Here is a 23,447-nt window from a genome sequence, read left to right as displayed (position 1 = left end):
TGAAGGTGAAATTTAGATTTTTAACGCTCTTTCAGGAGTCATTATAACCGAATATATTTTTTATGAAGAAGAAAGATCTCCCATTTATGCCTGATTTTTTTGATAGGTATATTAATAAAGTAGATGACAAATTATCAGTCATAGACGCACTGTCTGAAACTATTGTAACTATTGATGCAGAATTTGTTGCGGATTTAAAAGCGCTTAAAATGGACGTATATGCTCCTAACAAGTGGACCACTCACGAACTGTTGCAGCATATGATTGACACTGAGAGGATATTGGCCTATAGAGCGTTGACAATAGCGAGAGAGGATAAAACGAACCTGCCAGGCTTTGAAGAAGATGATTATGTAGTAGCAAGTATGGCCAACCATAGAGAATTGGATGATATGATCAATGAATTTCAAATCATTCGAGTTAGCACAATAGCAATGTTCAAGAGTTTTACAGACGAGATGTTGTTGCAGGCAGGGTCTGCGAACGGTGTTAAAATCTCTGCATTGGCATTAGGATTTACAATTGCAGGGCATCAATTGCACCATATGGATGTCATTAAAGAAAGGTATTTCCCACTTTTAGCATCAAAATAAAAATGATAGATACATTTTCTTCAAGTGCTTTTGAACGTGCACCGGTTATGGGCGTGTTGCGTGGAGTAGATTGGGAAACACTGAAAAGGATACTTCCATTGTATGAAGAAGCTGGTTTTACCACTTTAGAAATTACAATGAATACCCCTAAAGCAGAAGTGTTGATTCATAATGCGATTCAAAATTTCCCGAACTTGAATATCGGTGCAGGTACCGTTTGTTCCGTACAAGAATTGCAAAAAGCATTACATGCAGGAGCCAACTTTATTGTGACGCCAATTTTGAATGAAGAATTGTTTGAAAAGTGCAAAACAAGTAATACACCCATTTTTCCAGGTGCCTTTACACCTTCTGAAATCTACAAAGCATGGCAATTGGGAGCTAAAGCAGTAAAAGTATTTCCTTGTTCTCAATTAGGCCCTCAATATATCAAAGACGTCAGAGGTCCACTGAATGAGATTCCACTTTTACCAATGGGTGGTATCAATCAGGATAACTTATTTGAATATTTCAAATTGGGAGTTTATGGTGTGGGTATGGGAGGGAGTGCCTTATTTACACCAGAATTAATGCAAGAAGGAAAAGATCAAGAGTTATTGGCTCATTTTAAAAAATTATACTCCAAGCTAGAACAAATTAAAACCATCTTGAAATAATGGACAAACAACTTCTTTACGATGAAATACCTCAACTTCCAGAAAAGACTAATGCGGCTACTGTAATTAGTAGAATGGTAGATGGTCTAGGGTTTAGGTATCATTGGGCAACAGAAGGACTGACAGCCAATGAAATTGAATTCAGGCCAGTGGATTCAAGCCGAAATATGATTGAACTGATCGGTCATATTTATGATTTGGCTTTTACTGCTCATAAAGTTTTAACGAATAGTACTTCTCCTAAAAAAGAGCTTTCCAACTTGGAAGATTACCGTCAGGAAACATTGACTTTGTATTGGAATTTGAGTCAACACCTAAGAGGTATGGACCCGAAAACATTGGAAAATTATAATTACAATGGGTCTACTCAATCTTTTCCATTTTGGTATTTGATCAATGGACAGATTGCAGATGCTCTTACTCATGTGGGGCAGGTGGTAAGCTGGAGAAGAATAGCAGGTAATCCTCAACCAAAAGGAGTGAATGTATTTTTAGGAAAGAAAAATTAACCTTTTAAAAACCGTATTGGACAGTCCAATAATGCGTTTTTAACCACGTTTTTTCTTGAATAAAAATAATTGTTCTAGTCTCAAAACATTGTATATAAGTCTCATTTAGGCCAAAAAACAGAAAAAATACTTAAAAATGGTTATTGTCTAGAGAGATACTACTGATTATTTTTGTTAAACATTTATTAAGTTACAAAAGTAGTTAGAATCCCAATTTCTGGGACTGAAAAACACCACTTCTTGAGTGGTGTTTTTTTCTATATGCGTAATACACATTTATAAGTAACAACCAATTTTGATGATGATCATCAATAAAATACCTCAATAATTTTAAAGTCTTCCTAATAAATACTATTGCTTCTGTAGGTTAATATTCATTAGTAAGCCATTCGTCTGTAGTGCCGTATCTTTGAGCTGTTAGTGTTTAAACATAAAATCAACTGTAATGTTAACGAGACTTTTACCTATTTTCATTGCCTTATTATTTACTCAAAAATTATTCGCCCAAGAGATCGAAGGAATTCAAATTGGGAAAAAAAATCAAAGCAGTACTTTTACTGAAATTAATGAACATTGGTATCAAGTGATGCCGATAGAAGATGAACAATCAGAATTGATTTGTGGTGTCATTTATTTACCTGTCGATTCAGACTCTAGAATTCCTACAACTTTGACAAAATCTGCTCATATGGCTTTTGAAGAAGGAATGCAAGAAGCACATACCATCACCTTTGATAGTGTATTGAATTATTCTGAAGCAACTATGAAGTTTTTTATTAATAAAGAAAGAGGAGTTGAATACGAACTGATTACTCAAAAGGTAGGTGAAGAATATGATACTTTTTTTGTGGTATGGTATGAGAAATTCTCTTCCAAAAAGAATCCCCTGCATATAAATTAGGTATAGATTCATTATTCCTCATAAATTTGTGAAAGCACGACTCAAATGATTGCATCATTTTGATGAAATGCCTGAAACTTAAAAAACAAACTCATTTATGGGAGCAATTATGAATTTCGCGATCTTCCCAATTGATAAGGGAGATCATATCGGTGAATACGTGAGTAAAGTCGTAAAACACATTAAGGACTCTGGATTAACGTACCAGTTTTCACCAATGGGTACTGTCATTGAAGCAGAGACCGTGACTGAATTACTCAACGTTGTGGACGAAGCATACAAAATTATGGATCCTATTTCTGATCGTATTTATTGTGTGATGAACATGGATTACAATAAGAATAAATCAAATATGATTAAGTCAAAAACAGAATCAATCGAAAAAAGAATTGGTAAAGTGGACTAATCGAACCGAAGGGAATTTCTAAAAATAGAGGTTCCCTTTTTTATAACCATTTTTTGATAGCAAACACCCGCATTTTATAAAAACCAATTTCAGTATCACCGTTTTATACAGTAGCTCAAGACCAGAAGAAGACATTTTATTTTGGTGCTTTAATCTTTAAATTTTGTATTCAAAAAATGGAAATTAATAACAGGTTGCTCATGCTTTTAAGTTGCCTTGGTGTACTAACGGCCATCAATGCCTTCAAAGAAATTCAACAATCCACCGAACTTGTTTCTCATAAAGCTCAAAAAATTGCGGATATTTATCAGTATGGGTTTCCGATTGTGTTGATGTATTATACCCAAAAATCAAAAACTAAACAGAAAGAGAATTCTAATCCTTTATTATTCAAAAAGGCATCATTTTCTTCTCCCATAGAAAAAGTGAAATCACTCACCTTAGAAGAGTTTCTGACAGAGTTATCATTTCTTATGCAAAAGAAACCTTATGCTCAAAACAAAAAGTTACTTCAGCAAATGAAAGCGATTGGTATTCATATTGGTAAACCGTTTTCAATGCATGATATTGGTCCGGTGGAAAGAGAATATTATAGATTGATTCCTTCAGACGTACAATTAGAGTTAGAAAAACATCATTATTATCCATCAGGAATGATAACAAATAGAAAATTGAAATAAGTACTAAATCAAAAATAAATCATAGTTAATTTTGAATTTGTACTTAAGTTTTTAAAAAAAACTCCTTCACTTTACAATGCATTATGAAGTGAAGGAGTATTTCTTTTATGAATTAACGTTTTTAGATCAAGTATCAGTTGTCACATTATCCCAGTTTTGATTCGCATATTGAATAAGCCAATTCAAAGCATAATGCCATTCATAAACAACGCCTGCATCTAAATTTGCCGGAGCTTTTTCCCCTTTTACACGTGCACTCACACATGCCCAATCGTAACGTAATATCAGATCAGCTTTGTCAAGAATTTCTTCTTTGTTTCTCAATTCAGCATCCTCTCTGAATTTCTTTGGCCCTTTTTTGACAATGATGCCTACATCATCAGCTACATTACATACCTCACTTGGAAAATGTAAATCTTCAATATAACCCAAAGACCAAAGCATAACGTGCATACATTCATATTTCCAATTTGCATTTACTCTTTGCTGTTCCGTCGGGTTATCGGCATTAAAATAAAGCAATTCATTAGGAGTTAATTTTTCCTCCACACTATACATTTGCTCAAGATTTTTTAAATGAGCCTCTTCCAGCCCTTCACTTTTTAAAGCAAGATAGAGCAACGCAAAAACGCGGTCCACTACTTCATCTTTTGTCCTTAGTGTAATGGCCTCATCTGAGTTGATAAATAAGGCGTTTTTATTCTTGTACACTGGAATCCCTTTAGATTGACAGATGGTTTCAGAACGTTCTCTTCTTTCCTTTTGAGAAGTCGTAGGTTTAATATTTTCGACTGCTTTGGTGTTTTGTCCGTACATCATTTGAATTGAGAGTAGACTGATTAAGATGAATGTTGTAATAATTTTCATAAAGTTTGTTTTAATAGATCTGATGAGAACGCTACCTATGGTCAGGTTTAAAAAATGCTTATAATAAATTGAAGTAAAGGTTTAAGCTGTTATTCTCATCAATAAATGATCTTTTTATACCAAAAGCAATCTACTATATTTTCCTCTTTTATGCATCTATTTGCACGAGATGTCTCAAAAATAACTTTTGACTTTTTTATGTAAATGTCTAATCAGATAATGTAAACGATTGATTGGTAATTGTATGACCTTTGTAATGTGAGATTTAGGGAAAGAAAGTGATCTCACAACACTATACATCATTAAATCAAAAATCTATTATTATGAAAAAGTTATTATTGCTACTATGCGTTTTTGCTAGTGCACAATTATTTGCTCAAAATGACATTCTAATTAAAAATGTAGATGTATTTGACGGCAAAAATGAGAAATTAAAAAAAGGCGTTGATGTACTGATTCATGGGAATAAAGTACAGAAAATTGCAAAAAATATAGAAGCTGATACAGTTGAGATAATAAATGGAGAAGGCAAAACATTAATACCCGGATTGATCGATGCACATTGGCATACCTCTTATGCTTATACTCCAGCAGAGGTTTTGTTTATGAACCAAGGTGACATGCCAGAGGTAGCAATCCGTAGTATGAAAGGGGCAGAACAAACACTAATGAGAGGCTTTACTACGGTAAGAGATCCAGGTGGAAATCCGTTTGCCGTAAAGAAGTTAATTGATGCTGGAGAATATCCAGGCCACCGTATTCTGCCTTCGGGACCATTTATGAGCCAGACAACAGGACATGCAGATCACTACTGTATTTTGGATGAACCAAGAAAATCAGTAGGAGAGATGAGTTATTGGGAAAGAAATATGATGGCCATTACTGCTGATGGGGTTCCTGAGGTACGTAAAGTCACAAGAGAGATATTAAAATATGGTGCTACGCAGATTAAAATCTGTACAGGTGGCGGTGTTTCATCTGAATATGATCCTTTAGAGGTAATGGAATATTCTATGGATGAAATCAAAGCGATTGTCGAAGAGGCAGAAAATTATGGTACTTATGTTCAATCACATGTAATGATTGATAAAGGAATTATTGCAGCTGTAAATGCAGGAGTGAAATCAATTGAGCATGGTTTCTTTGCTTCAGACTCTACTTTGGAATTGATGAAAGAAAAAGGCGTTTGGTTAAGTCCACAGCCTTTCTTGGAAGGAGATAACGCTTTTGCAGATCCGGGTAGTCAGGAGAAATGGTTACAAGTGGTAAAGGCGGTAGACAATGTGTATCAGAAAGCTTCAAAAATTGGTGTGAAAGTTTCATTTGGTACAGACATTTTATTTGATGCAGAAAACACTAAGAATCAGAATGTCTTATTGGCAAGATTGGGCAATTGGTATTCACCGTTTGAAGCTTTAAGAATAGCCACTTCAGGAAACGCGGAGTTGTTGGAATTGGCTGGCTCAAGACATCCTTATCAAGAAGGTTTGTTAGGTGTGGTAGAAGAAGGTGCTTATGCCGATATGATTTTGGTGGACGGTAACCCACTTGAAAATCTTGATTTGGTAGCAGATCCAGAACACAATTTCTTGATGATCATGAAAGATGGAGTAATCTATAAAAACACAATCAATCAATAAAACAATAAAAAAATGGAAGTTTATTTTCAAGGAATATTAACCATTTTCTCATTAATCAATCCGGTCATTTGTTCTCAAATCTTTGGCGGGATTGAGAGAGGGAAATCATACAAACACAAACTAAGAGATCTGACAGAAACCGTTTTTACTGTGGGATTAATATTAGCGATATCAGCATTTTTTGGATCAAAACTCCTTAATATGTTGGAAATAAGTTTAGATGCATTCCAAGTGGCAGGAGGATTAGTATTGGTTTCAATAGGCTTTGGAATGTTAAACAAAAAAGAGAATCAAAAAGAACAGAATAAAGAGAAAAGTTTGATGCCTTTGATTCTTTTTGCTGCAAGTCCAGGAACCATAACAGGCGTGATCACACTCTCCATTTCAGAAGCAGAGAATCATATACCTGTAGTGGCACTGATATCTATTGCGGTGGTATTGATTGCAACATGGATTATCATTGCATTATTATCAAGAAAGAATCAGACAAAAGCATCAAAAACAAGCCAAATCACCACCCGTTTTATGGGACTAATCATCTTAGCCATGGGCGTTCAATTTATTTTGACAGGTGTCATGAGTTTTGCAAATAGTTTTCATTAGTTATAGGTACTAAACCAGAATCAGTTCTCGAATAAATTATATAATAATGAATCAGAATTAGTTTTGTTTTGGTACGAAATTAAGTTTCGTAGTATTATAAATACCTCCGGTTTTGCTGGGGGTATTTTTTACATTATTTTGAAATGTGGAAAAAGTGGAGTACATCTTTACAGAATGATAAATGAAGGAAAATAGACAGCAATTTACATTTCACTATCAAGGGAATTTCTCTGTGGAAGAGTTCTTAGCAGCACTTGCTTCAGAATATAATGGGGACTATAAAGACAATCTATTAAAGATAAAAAATGATGCTTTTGATCTTCATGTGTACTATTTTGAATGGATCAAAGGTGTAAAAATCACTATCAATTCAATCTCTTTTCATGAGCAGGTGGAGCTTCATTACCAAACTGATCAAAACGATTCTAATCTATATTTTAGTTTTTATCCTCAAATCAATTTCCATAGAAAAAACTGGGCAGATAAAACTGTACTTCAAAATACAAAATCATCAATTGTTTTGATAGAGAAAAATATAGGGGAGGTTACCTTGCTTTTTGAGCCACAAGAGAAAAGAGAATGGATCAGTATTGAAATACCTTCCAACTACTTTGAAAACATTCATCATCAAAACACCATTAATATCCAAAAATACCTTCTCGAAAAAACATATGCATTTGTAGAGCTTATACCCTTTGAAATTAGCAAATCGCTTTACGAGTTGATACATTATAATGGAGAACGCATCTTGCAACCAAGTTTTACCACCTACAGGTTACTAGAGTTGACTACTAAGTTTTTGTACCTCATAGACAATAGAGGTGAAGAATTATCAACCATGAATCCTAATGACATTCATAGAATGATACAATTAGAAACAGCACTGACCAAAAACGTTGGAAAGTTACCTTACATCCCAGAACTATGTGCACAATTTGGTATCAGTGAAAGTAAACTCCAAAAAGACTTCAAACAGATGTACGGCACCACCGTCTACAAATACTTCCAAAACTTCAGACTAGAAACCACCAAGCAACTGCTTCTCGAAACAGGCAAGTCCATGACTCAAATTGCCTTGGACTGCGGGTTCTCTTCATTAAAGAAATTTTCTACAGCCTTTAAGGAGAAATATGGGGTGAGTCCGAGTGGTTTTAGGAAGGGAATTAACTTTAAATGTAAATAAAAGTTAAAATCAAAAAAAAGAATGTAAATGATTGTTTATTAATTATTAATGTGTGTACTTTGTTTTGTAATACAAACAAACAATTAAGCGTTATTATATAAAATATTTAACATATTAGTGTGTAAGCAAATATTGAAAAAACAAACTATATTCTAAAATTAATAAAAATGAAACCTTTATTTTTTCTCATCTTAGTGCTGAGTGCATTTAAGACAATTGCTCAAGTTACTGAACTAGGTAACGCTTCTGGTCATGCTTATGTATTTGTAAATGGAAATACAGATAATTTTTCAGAATCTAAAATTCGAATCACAAAATATTCTAATGCAAATGCGCATATAGATGTTTGGGATGGGAATGACCTTCACTTTAATTATTACAAAGGAAATCATATTTTTTTTGGTAATGGTAGTGGATCTGCTCACAGCATGTTTGCAAAAGAAGGAAGGTTGATGATAAATACATTATCTAATAATTCAAACTACAATCTTTTTGTAAATGGCAACTCATACGTTAATGGAGTTTTGGTTATTCCTAGTGCGAATGATAAGGAAGGTAAATCATCAGGAATAACCTGTCAAATAAATGACGATTTCTTATTTGATGAAGAATACATACACCACTACGGTTTTGGCTTTCACAATTTTGATGCTGGTTCATCAGCTAATGGTAACAATGCTTATATGTCTGGCCATTTTGGTGCTGATATTTTTACAGGAGGCAAACATCGTTTTAGAATTACACAACATGGAAAGGTTGGAATAGGAACTACGACACCTGATGCGATGTTAGCTGTAAATGGGAATATCAAAGCAAAAGAAGTGAAAGTAACAAATGAAAATTGGCCAGACTATGTTTTTGAAGACAGTTATGCTCTAAAACCACTTTCAGAAGTTGAAGCCCATATCAAAAAATATAAACATCTTCCCGATGTTCCATCTGCCAAAGAAATTGAAGAAGATGGGGTGAATTTGGGAGAAAGTGATGCTGTTTTATTAAGAAAGGTTGAAGAATTAACGCTTTACTTAATTGAAGTGAGAAAGGAATTGGACAAACAAAATGAACTAAATAAGATTTATTTAGAGAGAATTAAAAAACTCGAACAAGACTAAGGTAGATGAATTTGAAAATGGCTAAACAATTAAAACAAATAGCAACAATAGCTTAACACTTTAACTGTTTCTATTAATTAATAATAACCTAAGTTCTGAGTATTTAGATAGGTATACTCAAATACTGTATAAGATTACTATAATGTTTTCAATTAGAAATTTTTGATGGAAATTGATATAATTCTCATTTAGGTATCGTCTCTCATTGCATTTTTCATGATTTAGTTATAGAGTTTCTCTTTAAGAAGAAGTGGGCATTTCAAGTAAGTATGAGGTCAAAGATTATCAAATATGTAATAAAAGGTTTGATACAATCTTTCTTTTTAGTGATGTCTATCCAAGTTTTTCCAGATAGTTTTCTAGGATTAATTCAATTCAACTGAACTTTTAAAGCAATGAAATACTTCAAACTTGTAAGGTCATTTCAGAGAATATATTAATATCAAAACAACTCTGTTCACCACAATAATTTCTTTTACTAGTACAAATAGAGAATTAAAACATATTCCACTAAATATTTCAGGTCGGTTCCATTTGCAGAAGAGGTCATGGAAAGAGTGTAAGTAAAAAGTACTGCTATTGGGTATATAAGGTGGGTTTGCCTCTCTTGCTAAGAGAGCAAATAGTTTTTTAGTATAATAAAATGAATTTTAAACATATTTAAAGTAAATATAATGAAGCAAATATTAATCACTTTGTTAATTATAACTAGTTTATACAATTCTTCGTTAAGTCAAGATTGTGTATTAGAAGTAGACATTAATTATACCTGGAAGAATCCAGATGATATATTTAATGGGACAACTGAAGAAACAATTGATTTTCCTTTTACTGTTTTTTCAAATAACTCGGGAGATTGTAACAATTTAAATATTGATAAACCAATTATTCTCTTAGAAGGCTATGATATCTTTGATAGGGAGGATCCTCAAGAAATATTTGACACTTATTTAGATGCTCATGGATTAGGGCAACAGCTCTTGAATGATGGTTTTGATATTATTGTACCAAATCTAAATGCCCCATCATTGGAAATTCAATTTAATAGTTATCTTTTTGAGAAATTTATTTCTTATATAAATGGTGAAAAAAAATCTAATGAAGAACTGATAATAATAGGGGTTAGCTTGGGAGGAGTTATTTCAAGATATACACTGTCAAAGATGGAACAAGATAATATTCCCCATCAAACAAAACTTTTTATAAGTTTTGATTCACCTCAAAAAGGAGCAAATGTACCTCTATCTGTTCAGGCATTTATCGCAGAGCATAGTGCTTTTAGTGCTTTTAGTCCAGATATCACATTACTTAAGTATCATAGGCTAAGAGCAGGTACTCAACAATTAGTTTATCCAACTCTTGGATGTAAAGATGAGAATTATTTTTACACACCACATTTAGCTCATGAAGATTTCTACAATGAATTAGCTAGTTTAACACAGAATAATGGATATCCACAAAAGTGTAAAAATGTTGCCATATCTAATGGGACTTTAAATGGAATGGGCTTTTTTAATACAGCAGGGGCAACAGCACTTATCGCTCAGATTGGTTTTTACTCCAGAGTTTTAACCACAGCACCAGGTGGTTCTGATTTATTATGGGACTCTGATATTTTTAGTTATTATTATGCATCAGAACCTCATGACATAGGTATTGAACCAGACAATGGCCGTTTTTTTTCAATTGGATTTGATAATGAACCTTTTGATAACCTTCCTGGAGGTTATTATAATTGGTTTGGTATAGTTAGTGATGAACTTAATAATGCTGATATTGATCATATTGGAGCTAGAGCATTAATTGAAGACGCCTGTTTTATTTCAACAAATAGTGCTCTCGATTTATCTACAGATATTTCAACTCTCAATTTAGCTAACTATGGAAAAGATAGAATTTTAAGTAATACACCTTTTGATGATATTTGGTGGGATGTCTCTCATTCCAATATGACCCACACAGAATTATCATCCGATATTAGTATTTGGATAGAAGACCAAATCTATTCAGTAGATAATGAGGATATTTATGTTACTCATCAAAACACATTAACACTTAATAATTATTCACCAATGAAAAATGAAGTGATTAAAGCTGGAGAGTCAATAACAATTGAAAGTTTAAGTCGTAATTTAGGAAATGGTGATAATATTGAAATTGTTGCTGGAAATAATATTTTTGTGAAAAACTTACAAATTGATAAAGGAGCGAACATTATTATTAAAGCTACAGATGTTGAAAATTTAGAATTTGAATGTTTAAATAATTTACCTTCTAATTCAAATACAAGAACTTTCAATGATGATTTTTCAAATTCAGATCAACTAATTCAAGCAGATACTATTGTTGATGGTAAAAAAATTGTTTATTATAAAGTTATTGAAAAGGGATCTGAGGAAGCGGTAATATCAAATCAGTTAGCTACTAATGTTGATGAAAACTATATTATTATAAATAATAACCTTGAATCTAATAAACTAGGTGTAAAAGTTCTTGATGGAACTAAATACCAATTTTATCTAATTGATCAATTCAATAATTTATTATGGAATAACAAGGATTTAAATAAAACAAACTATTTAATTAACACTGATAATATGAATAAAGGGATTGTCTTTTTGAAGGTAATCAATCCTACAACAAAAACTATTAATTATCATAAAATCATAATTAATTAGTGTTAAGATTTATTATTTACTAGAAAAATTTTTATAGGAATATTATTGTTACAACTGAAGAACAAAAGCCCTCAACTCTCAATAAGAGAAGAGGGCTCATTTCTATTAATTACTTATTTATGATCTATCTTTTTTCTAAAATCATAATAGATTATACCTATTTTTTATTTAGCTGATATGTAAGAAGATATATCTTAACTATTTTCTTAATTGTTCCTTGAGGTAATGTACTTAGTGTAAAAACTATATTCAAAAAATGGTAAATAACCGAGGTGGTTATTTCAAATGTAAAATGAGAATTAGGAACATTAAAAGTATAATTTCATAGGATGTTGAATTAGGGCTAAAGAAATAAAAGTATACATTGACATGGAAAGGAAACTCTATGTATAACTAGAACACAAACTAGAGTTTCTTTCAGAAGTCAAAAGTTTATATTAAAAAACATAAGCATAAATACTTAGTTGGTGCTTTTATAACCAATAAATTACAAGGTAGAGGTGTATCTTGGAGAGACATACTAATGATATAGAGAAGTTTAGGTCGTATTCAATTAAACAAGAGAAATAAACTTATTTTTTTATAAAATAGTAGAATACTAAAGAAAGGATTTGTTTTGCTAGAAAAAATGAGTAGGGTAATTATTTCATCCTGAACAGCTCAACATCTAAGTAATTGTTCTGATATAGAAAAGAAGATTTTAAAAGTTTTCAAACTTTAAAACAAAAAAATAGATAATTATAATGAAAAAACTAATGCTAATGGCAGTGTGCTGTTTTTGTAACTATATAGTTTACGGACAACAACAATATAAAGAAGATGTTGATCCCAATACTATGGAAAATGGGGTTTATTATCAGGGCGGACCTGGTAGTGGTAATGCAAACTTTAATTGGAAATATCCATATGGCACTAAACTAACCATTAAAGCAGACAATAGTGGATACCGATTATTTGAAATAATGACAAACCAATATTCAGCAAGTAAAGATAATTTATATTACAGAAATTATAATCCTAGTGGTTCTACAGAAAAATGGAGTTCATGGTATAAGATATTATCGGAAGATAAGGAAGGTAGAGTAGGTATTGGTACAACATCCCCAAAAGAAAAGTTTGAAGTTATAGTTTCTCCATTAACTTCTCTCAAGACATATCCTAGTGGAGTAGAAGTAACAACCAATTCAGATGGTGGATGGGCTAGAGGATTTCGTATCAGAAATGAAAGAGAAAATACAGCCACCATTTTTGGAGCCTTAAATGGAGATGCATACATAGCTGTTGGATATGATTATACTCAATCTCAGTCAGGATATCTAAATCGTGCGATGACGATTAAAAAAGAGGGTAACGTAGGGATAGGAACTGATTCTCCTGAAGCCGTATTGAATATTAATAAATCAATTAATAATTTTTGGACTACTAAAATAAAGAATACAGGCGGTAAGTCTCAAGGATTACTAATACAAAATGGTTATGGTAGGTCATCAAATGATAATAGTTCCATCATTTTGCAATGTGAAGACAATGATCAAAATGTAAGGTTTAAAGTTCAAAGTAATGGAAAAGTAGGTATTGGAACTTCTACTCCTGATTCAAGGCTAACAGTAGCAGGAAAGATTCATGCACAAGAAGTAAAGGTAACAGTATCGGCAGGAGAAACACCTGATTATGTATTTAAAGAGGACTATCATCTTATGTCTTTAGAAGAAATTGAAAAATATATTCAATTACACAGACATTTACCTGAGGTAAAATCAGCAAGTCAAATAGAGGAAGAAGGACTTCATCTGGCTGAGATGAATTTACTTTTGTTGAAGAAGGTTGAGGAGTTGACTTTGTATACTATTGAGCAAGAGAAAGAAATTTCCAATTTGAAAAATGAATTAAAAGAAGTTCAAGATTTAAAAAATGAGCTTAATATTTTAAAAGAAATGATTCAATCAATTCAAAAAAAGTAAACTAATAAACTGAAATCTCTTTTGCTTCAACTTCCAACTGCACTAATCTTTTGTCTATGAAACAGAAGAAAACCCTTTACAGAATGGCCCTAGGGTGTTTAGAATTGGGTTTAGAGGGATTGGGGATAAATAATTAACTATTCTAATGAAAAAATTAATTCTAACTGCTACTGTTTGTTTATGTAGTTTAGCAGTATTTGGACAAACAAATTATTCAGGTATTTTGTCTCACAAAAGTTCTTATTTTACAATATTTCCATATAATAGCCAATATGATGATAATTCTTATGTTAAGCTCTTTTATGATGGTAATAATAACTTAATTAACTTTTGGAACTCAGATTCGGATCGCCCTTTCACAAGTTTAGCTGTGAATAAGGTTATCACATTTGGAGATATAGAACTAGGTCATTACAGACATGTAACTGGGAGTGATACCGATACTTATGGCAATAAGTTAGTATTAAGAGGCGGTCATTCCAACAGTGACCCGACATGGATAGCAAGATACAATCGAGAAGCAGATAAAACTTCTTTTAGAGTAAATATTGGTGATGATGGAGTATCAAATCACGATTTATTTGATGTTGGTTTTACTTATTGGAAAGATTCGGAGTGGAAAAGTAGGTTTACAGTTGATATGTCTGGAAATGCTTATATCTACCAAAGTTTAAACATTGGTAATGAAACAAATCAGTATGGTTATTCATTGGCAGTGACAGGAAAAGTGGGTATAGGTACAAATGCTCCTAAATCACAACTATTTGTCAAACAATCAGGAGAAACAAACACATCAGGTTTGTCTATTCAAGATTTAGCAACTAGAACTATCAATATTTATGGAGAAGGACCATCAGGAAGACAAGTGATCTCAACAACAGGCACCAATAACCCATTAGCTTTTATCTTAAATGGAACGGAAGCTATGAGAATGGATTATAGAGGGCATGTTGGTATTGGGACAACAAACCTTTCTGATTTCAAATTATCCGTAAAAGGAAAAATCAGAGCTGAAGAAGTAAAAGTATACACAGGCTGGGCAGACTATGTTTTCGAAGAAGATTACCACCTAAAATCTCTTTCAGAAGTAGAAGCTCATATTAAAGAATATAAACACCTTCCAGATGTTCCATCAGCTAAAGAAGTAGAAGAAAATGGTGTTAATGTTGGGGAGACAGAAGCGATGTTGTTGAGGAAGATTGAGGAATTGACTTTGTACACAATTGAACAGCAAAAACTAATTGAAGAGCAGAATGAAAAAATAAGTAAGCTAGAAAAGCTACAAAGTGAAATAGAAACGATTAAAGAACTAATTAAAAATAAATAAAGTTAATACGCAGTCATTATGAAAAGAAAATTTAAGCAAGCTACTAAATATGTATTATCCATCTCCTTAATACTGTTTATTAGTTTATGTATTTCATTAAAATCTTATGCTCAGGAGTATCAAATTGTATTGGGTTCTGTTAATGTAGTAGGTTCTGAATACTTAGTGGGATATGTACCAAAAAATGATGGTAATAATTTTCATAAATTGAGATTAGAAATATTTGGAGGTAATTGGCATGCTTCAAATTTAGGTTTAACAACTTATTATATTTCTTCTAGGGATGGTTTGAAAGTTAATCTTGAAAGAAGAGGTGGAAGTCATAGTAAATATCAAGTTAAGTTTTATCAATCTGCTGATGGCGGATATGATATTGTATTACGTATTACTGATATATATCCATCTCTTTCGATTAAATCTTCAATGATTAATTCTAAAACATTGTTTCAAGAGGTGAAGTATTTTAAACCTGAAGTTTATAGTTTAGAAGGAGCTGAAGATATAACTTCAACCATAGTTCCCAAAATCATTACTTATACTGGTACACATGGAGAAATTGGACTGAATACTTCCAATATATCAGGTTATCAATTATCTGTTGGAGGCAAGGTTAGAGCCGAAGAAGTAAAAGTATATACAGGCTGGGCAGACTATGTTTTCGAAGAAGATTACCACCTAAAATCTCTTTCAGAAGTAGAAGCTCATATCAAAGAATATAAACACCTGCCAGATGTTCCCTCAGCCAAAGAGGTAGAAGAAAATGGTGTGAATGTTGGGGAGACAGAAGCGATGTTATTGAGGAAGATTGAGGAGTTGACGTTATACACTATTGAGCAAGAAAAAGAAATCAAAAGCTTAAAGGAGTCGTTAGATAAAGTAGATAATCAGGATAAAATTATTTATCAATTATTAGAAAGAATTTCAAAACTAGAAAAGAATCAGGAATAGTAAGATTCCATAAACTATTCAACCTTAGTTTGAAGAATAAAGTGATATTGAGCAGCTTGTTAAAAACTTTCAAACAAAAAAAGATAAAAAGAAATTATGAAAAAACTAATATTAACCTCAATCATCTCTATTTATAGTTTTGTGATTTTTGGACAAGAAACTATTAAAGGAGATTTAACAGTTGAAGGACGAATTATTGGCGGTTTTGGTGCTGAACATGTTAATGGAGTATTAGATTGGAATGATAAGTCTAATACTAAATCAGGAAACGGGCTTACCTTGCTAAGAGGTGATGCACCTAATGGTCCTAAAAAATCGAATTATTATTTTCATCCATTCAACTTTGAATATATATCTAAAAATGGGACAGGTAATATAACTCAATTTGCAATCCCTTACGGTGCATCTAATGCAATCAATGAAGGAATGTATATGAGAGGACGCTATTCTAACAATTGGACTGATTGGGTAAAAGTGTTAAGTGAAAATACAAGTGGACAAGTTCGAATCTCCACTGGATTAGGAATTGGAAGTTCATCGGTTACCGCTCCAATTGATGTGGCAACTACTCAAGAATATCAAGCACATAATGCAAATAAATTGATTGTAAGGGCACCCAATTCATCAGGCACAGATGATCAAAGAATGGTAGGGCTTTCATTAAGTTTAGATTACAGTGATAATATGCATAAGGAAAGCCAAAAATCTGTCGGAATCTTTGCACAGTCTACAAGTTCATGGAGTAATAGAGTAGATATGTTATTCTATACTAGAAATTATGAAGGGGAAAAATCATATGATGAAAGGATGCGAATTTCTGGGAGTGGTGATGTTGGAATAGGAATATCTAAACCTAGTGCAAAATTAGATGTGGACGGTATAATCAAGACAAATGAAAGTATTCAGATTAAAACTAATCAATTTGCAAGTAATGTCAAGCCAAATATAACTTTATCATCAACAATCGCTTTAGGGAAAATAGAAGGAATTGATTTCCGTACAAATGAATCAGCAACTTTTAGGGGAGGTCTTTCTTTTAAAACTAGGTATCATACAGACGGAGATGATAATGGTTTTCATGAACGAATGATAATAGATCACTATGGGAATGTTGGAATAGGCACTAATGAAACTACTGATTTTAGGTTATCAGTAAAAGGAAAAATCAGAGCCGAAGAAGTAAAAGTATATACAGGCTGGGCAGATTATGTTTTCGAAGAAGATTACAACCTAAAATCCCTTTCAGAAGTAGAAGCCCATATCAAAGAACATAAACACTTACCAGATGTGCCATCCGCCAAAGAAGTAGAAGAAAATGGGGTGAATGTTGGGGAGACTGAAGCGATGTTGTTGAGGAAGATTGAGGAGTTGACTTTGTATACTATTGAACAGCAAAAACAAATAGAATATCAGAGCAAGCAAATTAGAAACCTTGAAAAAGAAAAAGAACGTAATGATGCATTGGAAGAGCGTCTTTCAAAAATCGAATCTTTATTAAATAAGTAAACTAATTATTATGAATAAATTTTTACTAATTATCTTATTTATGAGTGTCTTTACTCTAGTAGGTTATGGGCAAACAAATAAAATAGGAACAGAGGGTAATGTAGGTATAGGTACACTGAGTACTAGTGGGGCAAAATTGACTATTCTTTCTAATGTGGGAGAAACAGAAAATTTGCTAAAAATGAAGGTTTCAGATGCCATTGATGATTATTTTTTAATCACAAATTATACTGGCGCTGCGTCACAGTTTATCCCATTAATAAAAGGAGCTCGTTCTTCAGATAATAGAGTTGCATTAGGTATTATGGGAATGGCTAATCCTAATTTAGATACAGATGATAATGCTTTAATTAGTTTTAATGCTCGATTGTCACATACTTCAGGTGCAGGACAAAGAGTTGTTAATAGACCTCTTTTTTCTTGGGAAAATTATACAGATAAAGTAATGGTTTTAAATGCACAAGGAAGATTAGGAATTGGAACTACTCGCCCAACCGCAAAACTACATGTTCAAGAAAGTGATGGAAGTCAAGCTAAAATTAGAGTACACGGTAAAGGTGAGAATAATAGTGGTACTCAAAATGACATTTATATTCATGGTGATTTTGTAAGCGGAACTGCAGATGCGGCTTCTTTCGATAGATATAATGTTGGTATATCTTCTTGGTATGGTATAGGTTTTCATAGTTCATTTAATAATAGAGCGGGTATTGTGTTTGATACAAGAACTGCCAATGCTTATTTTGATGGGAAAGTAGGAATCGGGACAGATACACCTGATTCAAAACTAACTGTCAAAGGGAAAATTCATGCCCAAGAAGTGAAAGTTACAGTATCGGCAGGAGAAACACCTGATTATGTTTTTAAAGAAGATTACAATATGATGTCATTAGAAGAGGTAGAAAGGTACATTAAAAAACATAGTCATTTGCCAGAAGTGAAATCAGCAAGTCAAATAGAGGAGGAAGGGCTTCATTTAGCAGAGATGAATTTACTTTTATTGAAGAAGGTTGAGGAATTGACAATTCATACTATAAATCAAGAAAAAGAGATCTCAAATCTTTATGAAACAGTAGAATTACTTATAAATAAAGTAAATCAATTAGAAAAAAAATAGGACCAATTTTTTACCTGAAAAATATATCAAACTCTAAACGATCAAACAAGCATGAAAAAGATACATTTCATTTTATTAATAATATTTTCAACTTCATTAAATGCCCAAACCATTGATACTAATAATGGGGATATAAGAGGGTTTAATAGAATCCAGACAAATAGTGGAGATTGGATGGATATTCAATTATTTGGCTCAGGAAGTTCTTTTAGAATAAAGGATATGTCAGGTACACCCCATACATCTTTTGTTGAATTTAATTCAGGATCAAAACGTTCGGATTTTTATTCAGATATATTTTTACTTCCTGCTGGAAATACAAGAGGGAACAAAAGTATTAATTTATACAGAGGTTCTGAAGGTAAGGACTTGGCAACTATAGGTTTTGGAGAATTAGGTTCTCAACTTAATTGGCATATTGGTCATTTATATTATGGAGGCTCCCCCAATAAAAGTTTTTATATAAGTCGATCTTCATCGATAATTAATCCTGATGGAACAGCTAATCACACCCCAGAGTTTACTATACTAGGTAATGGTCAAGTTGGGATAGGTATAACAACACCAAGTGCAACACTACATGTGAATAACGGGGACAACTCATATGGTACTATTTTAGCCAATGCAGATGAATCAAATTTTTCACTTTATGCTAAAACAATCACAACACAGCCAATCAATACTGAGTCCTTTCGATTAGGATTAAAATACGCGAGTGATGAAAAAAATGGTTTTATTTCATTTTATCGTGGGTCAGGTACATATGGAGGCTTTTTGGGGCTTTCTACTAATGGTATTGAGCGAGTTAGTATTGATAGTAAAGGGTATGTTGGAATCGGCAGAAAAAGCCCTTCAGCAAACCTGCATGTCCAACATAACGGTGCTGATAGAGCTTCTGTAAGGGTTGAAGGTAAAGGTGAAAATAACAGTGGGGCGAGAGATGATATTTCAATTCATGGTGATTTTGTAAGTGGAACCGCAGATGCTGCTTCTTTCGATAGATATAATGTTGGTATATCTTCTTGGTATGGTATAGGTTTTCATAGTTCATTTAATAATAGAGCGGGTATTGTGTTTGATACAAGAACTGCCAATGCTTATTTTGATGGGAAAGTAGGAATCGGGACAGATGCACCTGATTCAAAACTAACGGTCAAAGGGAAAATTCATGCCCAAGAAGTGAAAGTTACAGTATCGGCAGGAGAAACACCTGATTATGTTTTTAAAGAAGATTACAATATGATGTCATTAGAAGAGGTAGAAAGATACATTAAAAAACATAGTCATTTGCCAGAAGTGAAATCAGCAAGTCAAATAGAGGAGGAAGGGCTTCATTTAGCAGAGATGAATTTACTTTTATTGAAGAAGGTTGAGGAATTGACGTTATATACCATTGAGCAACAAAAACTAATTGAAGAACAGAATAAAAAAATAGATAAGTTTGAAGCATTGCAACGTGAAATTGAAGCCATCAAAGAGCTAATTAATAATAAATAATGAAAAAACTAATTATAACAGCAACGATTAGTATCTATAGTACATTATTATTTGGGCAGGAAAAGTTAATGACTGAAAATCGTGCTATTAGTGATTTAATTTACAGAGATGGTAAATTAGGAATAGGAACTAATTCCCCTACAGAAAAAATTCGAGTACAAAATGGTAATATTTTGTTATCGTCAGGTCAGTCTACGAATTCTTCAATACATACAGGTGTGAAATTTTCAACTGACAATTTGCCATATTACTCTTCTATATTAGGTTATAGAGGTGAAGGTAGTAATCTTATAGGAATGAAATTTTTCACATCTGATAGAGTAGGAAATCTTGAAGCGATGCATATCAATTACAACGGTTTCATTGGCATTGGTAGATCTAACCCATTAGAGAAATTACATGTTTATAATGGTAACCTTTTAATTTCTTCCAATAATAACACTAACAATAATGTAAGTCACGGTATTTTATTTACAACTGATAATATGAATTATCAATCTTCCATTTCTGCATTTAGAGGTATAGCAAGTACATTTATAGGTTTAGATTTTAAAACTTCAAATGGGGCAGATAATATAAATGCAATGAGGATTAATCCTGATGGGTCTATAGGTATTAATACATTCGTTACATCAGGTTATAAGCTATCTGTAAATGGAAAAATAAGAGCCGAAGAAGTAAAGGTATACACAGGTTGGGCAGACTATGTTTTCGATGAAGATTACAACCTAAAATCCCTTTCAGAAGTAGAAGCCCATATCAAAGAGCATAAACATTTACCAGATGTACCATCAGCTAAAGAAGTAGAAGAAAATGGTGTGAATGTTGGGGAGACTGAAGCAATGTTATTGAGGAAGATTGAGGAATTGACTTTATATACTATTGAGCAAGAGAAAAGGCTTGATAAACAGGAAAAACTTATTAACGAACTATTAAAAAAAATTGGTCATGACGAATAAACTTATACTAACTATTACATGTGTATTTCTATCTCTTATTACTTGTTTTGGACAAGAGAAAATCTATAAAAGCTTAGAAATTACTGGTACAAATGACACAAGATCAGTAAATGGTTTTAATAATGCAATTCAATTTACACATCCAGATCATGCGGCACTTGTATTTAAATCAAGAACAGTGAATGAGCTTATGTTCGGGTTTCATTTAAATGGCAACTTCTATTGGGGAACAGGTCAATTTGCCTCTAAACCAAACTTTTATTCTATGATTTTAGATGGGTATACTGGTGATTTGGAATTAAAAGGTACTCTTAATTCAAACAAAATCGAAACAAATGATTTAAAATTAGGATCTACATTGCATATGTCCGGTGTTGGAGACGGAAAATTTACAACTCATTTTAGTGATAATGGTTTGTTTAATTTTCATTACAGTAGATGGAGAGGAGGTTGGAAATGGACCACAGATGGGTCTGAAGATGGAAATGGTGTTGTTAGGACTATAATGTCCTTACATAATCATTATGCAAGTGGTACTAGTGTAAGTTTTTCATTAGGAACAGGAGTAAGTTCTATTAATAACATTTATAATGTTCCTGATAATAGTATTGTAAAATATTATATCCCAAGATGGAGAGGAGGTTGGAAATGGGCTACGAAAGATACCAATAACCAAGAAGTTATCGGTATGCAATTGAAAAATGATATCTCAGGCTCTTTATTACAAGTAGACGGTAGAATTATTTCTAAAGAAATAAAAGTGAAAACTGATGTATGGGCAGACTACGTATTCGAAGATGATTATAACTTAAAGTCTCTCTCAGAAGTGGAAGCTCATATCAAAGAATATAAACATTTACCAGATGTTCCTTCAGCCAAAGAAGTAGAAGAAAATGGTGTAAATGTAGGAGAAACAGAAGCGATGTTGTTGAGGAAGATAGAGGAATTGACGTTGTATACAATCGAACAACAAAAACTAATTGAAGAACAAAATAGAAAGATAAATAAACTTGAAGTTCTTCAACAAGAATTCGACGAAATCAAAAAGTTAATTAAAGAAAATAAATAATGAAAAAGGTAATTCTAACGGTCTCATTTTGCATCTGTAACTTCGTTGTATTTGGACAAGAAAAAATCACAACTGAATCAGGAGCAAAATCAGATCTTTTATATAAAGAAGGAAAAGTGGGAATAGGAGCAGAATCTAAATTTGAAGCTGATCTCCATATTTCAAAAGATCATCCAACTATTAGACTGGGTTCAAGGAAGGCTGCTGAAAATTTTACTGGTTCTATAGGTTCAATAGATTTTGCTAAACATTATGATTTAGGAGTGGTATCAAGAATTTCTTCTAATACTAAATGGGGAAATGGTGAATGGTATTCTGCTGATTTAAGATTTTCTACAGCAAAGAATTCTGTATTAAAAGATAGAATGGTGATAGATTCAGAAGGTAATATTGGTATTGGTTCAAGTTTACCACAATCTAAATTACATATTAATTCTAACACAACAAATAGTGAATTATTAAGGCTTGATAATAATGGACTTAGGTATACTACTTTCAATAATTATTCAAATGGCTCTGATAATGTAGGTTTAGAAATTAAGAAACATAGTAATGAAGGACAATTTAAGTTTAGTAATTTAAATAGAGATTTACTGAATATTACTTTTAAAGGGGAATTAGGCGTTGGAATTTCAAGTCCAAGAGCAAAACTACATATTGTCCAAGAAGGTGATGCTAAAGGTTCAGAATGGAGTTCTGAACATCCTATTCAAATATGGGGGGATGACCAAGATTTACAAATTGGTGTGGATACAGAAAATCGAGTAAGTTATTTTCAATCAGTTGATCATAATACTGTTACATCAAATATTGTTTTAAATCCCCGAGGAGGTAATGTTGGTATCGGAACAGTTTCCCCAGATGCAAGGCTAACTGTAAAAGGTAAAATTCACGCTCAGGAAGTTAAAGTCACAGCATCAGCTGGCACAGTACCCGATTATGTTTTCAAAGAGGATTACAAAATGATGCCATTGGCTGATGTTGAAAAATACATTAAAGAATACAGTCATTTACCTGAGGTGAAATCAGCTACTCAGATTGAAGAAGAAGGACTTCATTTGGCAGAGATGAATCTGATTTTGTTGAAGAAGATTGAAGAATTGACATTACACACTATTGAGCAGGAAAAGCGTTTGAATCAACAAGATCATCTTAAGGACAAAGTAGACCGTCAAGAGAAACTAATCGAAACATTATTAGAAAGAATAACTAAACTAGAAAATAAATAATATTAC

General features: G+C 32.5%; 21 protein-coding genes. 20 read left to right on the top strand and 1 reads right to left on the bottom strand.

The window, feature by feature from the left end:
- Positions 1-62: 62 nt before the first annotated feature.
- From AVL50_RS07835 to AVL50_RS07810, 6 genes are all read left to right on the top strand, one after another.
- The gene (locus AVL50_RS07835) at positions 63-593 is read left to right on the top strand and encodes a DinB family protein (protein ID WP_062615934.1); all 531 of its coding nucleotides are present in this window, start codon (positions 63-65) and stop codon (positions 591-593) included.
- 2 nt (positions 594-595) lie between these two features.
- The gene (locus tag AVL50_RS07830) at positions 596-1,249 is read left to right on the top strand and encodes a bifunctional 4-hydroxy-2-oxoglutarate aldolase/2-dehydro-3-deoxy-phosphogluconate aldolase (RefSeq protein ID WP_062615933.1); all 654 of its coding nucleotides are present in this window, start codon (positions 596-598) and stop codon (positions 1,247-1,249) included.
- Positions 1,249-1,758: a hypothetical protein gene (locus AVL50_RS07825; protein ID WP_062615932.1), complete on the top strand. Its 510-nt coding sequence runs from the start codon at positions 1,249-1,251 to the stop codon at positions 1,756-1,758. The genes AVL50_RS07830 and AVL50_RS07825 overlap by 1 nt, the downstream gene beginning before the upstream one ends.
- A 445-nt stretch (positions 1,759-2,203) precedes the next feature.
- On the top strand, positions 2,204-2,659 hold the full coding sequence (locus AVL50_RS07820) for a hypothetical protein (RefSeq protein WP_062615931.1): 456 nt from the start codon (positions 2,204-2,206) through the stop codon (positions 2,657-2,659).
- Positions 2,660-2,756: 97 nt separating this feature from the next.
- A complete protein-coding gene (locus AVL50_RS07815) occupies positions 2,757-3,065 on the top strand; it encodes an MTH1187 family thiamine-binding protein (protein ID WP_062615930.1) in 309 nt (102 codons plus the stop codon).
- A 176-nt stretch (positions 3,066-3,241) separates the two neighbouring features.
- Positions 3,242-3,745, top strand: a complete 504-nt coding sequence (locus AVL50_RS07810) for a hypothetical protein (protein WP_062615929.1) — start codon at positions 3,242-3,244, stop codon at positions 3,743-3,745.
- Between the two features lie 126 nt (positions 3,746-3,871).
- On the opposite strand, the gene AVL50_RS07805 is transcribed toward AVL50_RS07810, so the two are convergent.
- A complete protein-coding gene (locus AVL50_RS07805; RefSeq protein ID WP_062615928.1) occupies positions 3,872-4,612 on the bottom strand; it encodes a DUF4272 domain-containing protein in 741 nt (246 codons plus the stop codon).
- Between the two features lie 323 nt (positions 4,613-4,935).
- On the opposite strand from AVL50_RS07805, the gene AVL50_RS07800 reads away from it, so the two are divergent.
- The 14 genes from AVL50_RS07800 (at position 4,936) to AVL50_RS07735 (ending at position 23,441) form a co-directional block, all read left to right on the top strand.
- Positions 4,936-6,252 carry an amidohydrolase family protein gene (locus tag AVL50_RS07800; protein WP_062615927.1) on the top strand — a complete coding sequence of 439 codons (1,317 nt, stop codon included), beginning with the start codon at positions 4,936-4,938 and terminating at the stop codon, positions 6,250-6,252.
- A 12-nt stretch (positions 6,253-6,264) separates the two neighbouring features.
- Positions 6,265-6,855, top strand: coding sequence for a MarC family protein (locus tag AVL50_RS07795; RefSeq protein ID WP_062615926.1), 591 nt, complete (start codon positions 6,265-6,267; stop codon positions 6,853-6,855).
- 181 nt (positions 6,856-7,036) lie between these two features.
- Positions 7,037-8,038: an AraC family transcriptional regulator gene (locus tag AVL50_RS07790; protein ID WP_062615925.1), complete on the top strand. Its 1,002-nt coding sequence runs from the start codon at positions 7,037-7,039 to the stop codon at positions 8,036-8,038.
- 167 nt (positions 8,039-8,205) lie between these two features.
- Positions 8,206-9,150, top strand: a complete 945-nt coding sequence (locus tag AVL50_RS07785) for a hypothetical protein (protein ID WP_062615924.1) — start codon at positions 8,206-8,208, stop codon at positions 9,148-9,150.
- A 674-nt stretch (positions 9,151-9,824) separates the two neighbouring features.
- Positions 9,825-11,828 (top strand): hypothetical protein, encoded by a 2,004-nt coding sequence (locus tag AVL50_RS07780; protein ID WP_062615923.1) that lies wholly within the window; start codon positions 9,825-9,827, stop codon positions 11,826-11,828.
- Positions 11,829-12,571: 743 nt separating this feature from the next.
- Positions 12,572-13,789: a tail fiber protein gene (locus tag AVL50_RS07775; RefSeq protein ID WP_062615922.1), complete on the top strand. Its 1,218-nt coding sequence runs from the start codon at positions 12,572-12,574 to the stop codon at positions 13,787-13,789.
- Positions 13,790-13,934: 145 nt separating this feature from the next.
- Positions 13,935-15,116: a hypothetical protein gene (locus tag AVL50_RS07770; RefSeq protein ID WP_062615921.1), complete on the top strand. Its 1,182-nt coding sequence runs from the start codon at positions 13,935-13,937 to the stop codon at positions 15,114-15,116.
- 18 nt (positions 15,117-15,134) lie between these two features.
- Entirely contained in the window at positions 15,135-16,064 is a 930-nt protein-coding gene (locus tag AVL50_RS07765; protein ID WP_062615920.1) for a hypothetical protein, read from the top strand.
- Positions 16,065-16,160: 96 nt separating this feature from the next.
- On the top strand, positions 16,161-17,570 hold the full coding sequence (locus AVL50_RS07760; RefSeq protein ID WP_062615919.1) for a pyocin knob domain-containing protein: 1,410 nt from the start codon (positions 16,161-16,163) through the stop codon (positions 17,568-17,570).
- Between the two features lie 10 nt (positions 17,571-17,580).
- Positions 17,581-18,687, top strand: coding sequence for a tail fiber protein (locus AVL50_RS07755; protein ID WP_157491200.1), 1,107 nt, complete (start codon positions 17,581-17,583; stop codon positions 18,685-18,687).
- 51 nt (positions 18,688-18,738) lie between these two features.
- Entirely contained in the window at positions 18,739-20,184 is a 1,446-nt protein-coding gene (locus AVL50_RS07750) for a tail fiber protein (protein WP_062615917.1), read from the top strand.
- Entirely contained in the window at positions 20,184-21,143 is a 960-nt protein-coding gene (locus tag AVL50_RS07745; RefSeq protein ID WP_062615916.1) for a hypothetical protein, read from the top strand. The genes AVL50_RS07750 and AVL50_RS07745 overlap by 1 nt, the downstream gene beginning before the upstream one ends.
- Positions 21,133-22,212 carry a hypothetical protein gene (locus AVL50_RS07740; protein WP_062615915.1) on the top strand — a complete coding sequence of 360 codons (1,080 nt, stop codon included), beginning with the start codon at positions 21,133-21,135 and terminating at the stop codon, positions 22,210-22,212. The genes AVL50_RS07745 and AVL50_RS07740 overlap by 11 nt, the downstream gene beginning before the upstream one ends.
- Positions 22,212-23,441, top strand: a complete 1,230-nt coding sequence (locus tag AVL50_RS07735; RefSeq protein WP_062615914.1) for a tail fiber protein — start codon at positions 22,212-22,214, stop codon at positions 23,439-23,441. Before AVL50_RS07740 ends, AVL50_RS07735 begins: the two co-directional genes overlap by 1 nt.
- The last annotated feature ends 6 nt before the right edge of the window (positions 23,442-23,447 follow it).

It is taken from the genome of Flammeovirga sp. SJP92 (assembly GCF_001583495.1).
Lineage (GTDB): Bacteria > Bacteroidota > Bacteroidia > Cytophagales > Flammeovirgaceae > Flammeovirga.
The sequence above is the reverse complement of the archived record's forward strand: the minus strand, read 5'-3'. Positions and strand labels throughout refer to the sequence as shown.